Annotated in this window: 5 protein-coding genes; 1 reads left to right on the top strand and 4 read right to left on the bottom strand. The window is 65.0% G+C overall.

The genetic code is table 11. The features are described from left to right. Window positions 1-57 precede the first annotated feature (57 nt). The 4 genes from ACT84W_RS05310 to ACT84W_RS05295 all read right to left on the bottom strand — a co-directional run bounded on the left by ACT84W_RS05310 (window position 58) and on the right by ACT84W_RS05295 (window position 2466). Window positions 58-822, bottom strand: a complete 765-nt coding sequence (locus ACT84W_RS05310) for a DeoR/GlpR family DNA-binding transcription regulator (protein ID WP_444328454.1) — start codon at window positions 820-822, stop codon at window positions 58-60. Between the two features lie 68 nt (window positions 823-890). Then, window positions 891-1334 carry a hypothetical protein gene (locus ACT84W_RS05305; RefSeq protein WP_444328453.1) on the bottom strand — a complete coding sequence of 148 codons (444 nt, stop codon included), beginning with the start codon at window positions 1332-1334 and terminating at the stop codon, window positions 891-893. Window positions 1335-1343: 9 nt separating this feature from the next. Further along, window positions 1344-1538: a hypothetical protein gene (locus ACT84W_RS05300; RefSeq protein ID WP_444328452.1), complete on the bottom strand. Its 195-nt coding sequence runs from the start codon at window positions 1536-1538 to the stop codon at window positions 1344-1346. Window positions 1539-1638: 100 nt separating this feature from the next. After that, on the bottom strand, window positions 1639-2466 hold the full coding sequence (locus tag ACT84W_RS05295) for a 1-phosphofructokinase family hexose kinase (RefSeq protein WP_444328458.1): 828 nt from the start codon (window positions 2464-2466) through the stop codon (window positions 1639-1641). Here ACT84W_RS05295 and ACT84W_RS05290 point away from each other — a divergent pair. Next, window positions 2440-3351, top strand: a 912-nt coding sequence (locus ACT84W_RS05290; RefSeq protein ID WP_444328457.1) for a PTS transporter subunit EIIC, incomplete at its 3' end; no start/stop codon positions are given. The genes ACT84W_RS05295 and ACT84W_RS05290 overlap by 27 nt on opposite strands.

The raw sequence follows: 3351 nt of genomic DNA, 5'->3' as shown, positions 1-3351 counted from the left end.
GATAACTGACAGGGATGGTTGAAGCGGCTCGCTATGAGATAGAGGCCGCGTCTCAGTCTAGAGAATGGTGACGTCCGCTTCCTCGCAGTATTTCTTGAAGTGCTCGCTCAGCTTGCCGTCGGAGACGACGTAGTCCACGTCCTCGAGGCCGCAGATCTTGAATGTGCTGCGCTGCCCGAGCTTTGAGGAATCCATGAGCACCGCCGTGCGCTCCGCGTGGGATATGATCGCACGCTTGAGCGCCGCCTCGTCGTCGGAGCCGCAGCCGAAGCCCATCGAGGACTGGAACGAGGTCAGGCCGAGGAAGAGCATGTCGAAGTTCAAAAGCCCGATCTCCTCGATGCTCTTGCTCCCGTTCAGGCTCATGCTGTAGCGGTTGAGCTTGCCCCCGATGACGATGGTGTGGACGTTCTCGAGGTTCGAGAGCTCGGCTGCGCAGGTCAGGCTGTTGGTGAAGGCGAGCAGGCGCTTGTCTTCGATCTCCTTGGCGAGCCTGGTCGTCGTCGACCCGGAGTCCAAGAATATGGTGCTGTTCGGCCGGACGAGCTCCTTGGCCTTGCCCGCGATGATGTTCTTCTCCTCAACGTTTCGCGCCGAGCGGTTGAGCAGCAGGTTGTCCGTGCCGACGACGTACTCGACCGAGCGAGCCCCGCCGTGCGTGCGGACGATGCGGCGCGCCTCATCGAGCGTCCTCAGGTCGGTTCGGATCGTCATCTCCGATACATCGGGGAAGGTCTTCTTGAGCTGGGCGAAGGTCACGGTGCCGCGCTCGGTCACGAACTTGGCGATGGTTTCGCGGCGCTCGGTCATGCTGCTGGACATGGTGTCTCCCGACTTTGCTTGTCGCACGATTCGGCATCAATAATGAAGTTATTGTAACGCGTATGCACTTATATTACGAGGAGGACCCCGGCCAAGTGGCCGGGGTCCTCCGTGAACTTAACGTTCAGATGCGCAATGCTTGGATTAAGCCTCGGCGATGGGGTCGAAGTTGGCGAGCAGGTAGCGCTCGGCCTCGGGGCACCAAAGCCCTTGGCGGCCACGGGGGCGTAGCACAGAACATCGTCGAAGCCGGTGCCGCCGGAGATCTCGCGCAGACCGGCCACAGGGTCGTCCATCTTGCCGTTGTTGGCAAAGACGAGGTCAATGCCGGTCTCGGCCTTGATCTCCGCGGGCGGGAAGAGGTGCCCGGCGCGGTCGAGGCGGTCCTGGTTGATGTCGGCGACGACGAGGCCGGGCTTGCGGTCGCAGTACAGCGCGTAGGTCAGCGCGCCGAGGCCCATCGGGCCCGCGCCGGCGACGATGGCGAGCTTGCCGCCCTCCTTGATGCCCATCTCGTGGGTCTAGACGCCCATCTGGGTGTGGTAAGCGGCGTGGAAAGCGCCGATCGAGCAGCTCATCGGCTCGGCGAGGGAAGCCTGGTAGTAGGCCTCGCCGGTGTACTCGAGCAGGCAGCCGCACCCCATGACCTCAGCGGGGAGGATGCAGTAGGTGGCGTCGCCGCCGCAGAACTCGTAGGAGTAGCCGGGGCTCCACATGGTGCCCTTATAGTTCAGCCTTAGCCTTCATGGTGGATCTTTTCTTTGCTTGCCTGTTCATTACCCGTTCAGGTGGAACAACGATGTGAGGAGGGGAGCCTTACGCGAGCTCCTCGATCTGGACGCCCGGCATGAGCGCCTCGACCGCGGACTTCTCGGCCGCCTGGGTGCCGGAGCACATGACGTTCGCGGAGCCGGTCGCCACAGCGAGCCGGGCAGCGTCCTCGAGCCGCATGCCCCTGATCTCGGCCAAGGCGAGGGCGACGACGGAGTCTCCGGCGCCGACCGTGGAGCCGACCTTGACCTTCGGGGCCTTGGCGAGGATGACCTTGTCCTTGGTGGCGAAGAAGGCGCCGCGGCCGCCCATAGAGACGTCGACCTCCTCGACGCTCCCGGAGACGAGCTGGCGGGCAGCCTCGGCGACCTCGGCGTCGGAGGCGAGCTCACGGCCGACGAGGTGGGAGAGCTCGTCATCGTTCGGCTTGATCAGAGACGGGCGGGCCTTGATGCCGATGCGAAGTGGGTCGCCGTCGGCGTCGAGGAAGACCTTCGCGCCGGTGTGGCGAAGCGCCACGACGAGCTCGGCGTAGTACTCGGCTCGGATGCCCTGCGGCAGGCTGCCGGAGACCACGACGACGTCGCCCTCTCCGACGGTGGCCGCGATGGCGCGGGCCAGGCGGTTGGCGTCGTCCGCGGAGGTCTTGGGGCCTGGCTCTTTGATGTCGGTGTTCGTGCCCAGGACATCGTCGACGACCTTCAGGTTCGTGCAGGTCTCGCCCTCGACCGTGATTGCCTCGACGTCGATGCCCTCGCTCTGGAGCATGCGGGCGATCTTCTCGCCGGTGCCGCCCGCAAGGATCGCGTAGGCCACGGATTTCTCGCCTAGCTTGGCGGCGACCTTATGATCCCCGTGCTGATCGCCGCCCAGGGCGGCTACCTCACGGGCGGGGACCGCGGCAGGATCACCGGCGCCATCGCCGTCATCGGCTGCATCGCCGACGCCCCCGGCACGACGATGCTCATGGGCGCCATGGTCATCGGCCCCTTCTCCGGCTGGGTCATCAAGCGCTTCGACGAGTTCATGGACGGCCGCACGCCCGCGGGCTTCGAGATGCTCATCGACAACTTCTCGGTCGGCCTCATCGGTATGGCGCTCGCCATGATCGGCTACCTGATCATCGGCCCCGTCATGAACGCCATCCTCGCCGTCCTCATGGCCGGCGTTCAGGTGCTCATCGACTACGGCCTGATGCCGCTGCTCGCGATCTTCATCGAGCCGGCTAAGGTGCTGTTCCTGAACAACGCCATCAACCACGGCATCTTCACGCCCATCGGCATCGCCCAGGCGCAGGAGACCGGCCGCTCGATCATGTACATGCCCGAGGCCAACCCCGGCCCCGGCCTCGGCGTCCTCCTCGCTTACTGCCTGTTCTGCAAGGACGCCAAGACCCGTCAGTCCGCCCCCGGCGCGGTGATCATCCACTTCTTCGGCGGCATCCATGAGATCTACTTCCCGTACGTGCTCATGAACCCGAAGGTCATCATCGCCCCGATCTGCGGCAACGCCGCCGCCATCGCGTGGTTCGGCTTCACCGGCTGCGGCCTCACCTCCGTCGCCTCCCCGGGATCGATCTTCGCCTTCCTGGCCATGACGCCCTCTGAGTGCATGATCCAGGTCATCGGCGTCTGCATCGCCGCCGCCGTCTCCTTCGTGATCGCCTCGCCGATCGTCCGCGCCGCCGACGTTGCCGACATCGACTCCGCGAGCGAGAAGATGCGCGAGATGAAGGTCACCTCCGAGGCTGTCGTGGTC

The organism is Paratractidigestivibacter sp. (assembly GCF_052362415.1).
Lineage (GTDB): Bacteria > Actinomycetota > Coriobacteriia > Coriobacteriales > Atopobiaceae > Paratractidigestivibacter.
The sequence above is the reverse complement of the archived record's forward strand: the minus strand, read 5'-3'. Positions and strand labels throughout refer to the sequence as shown.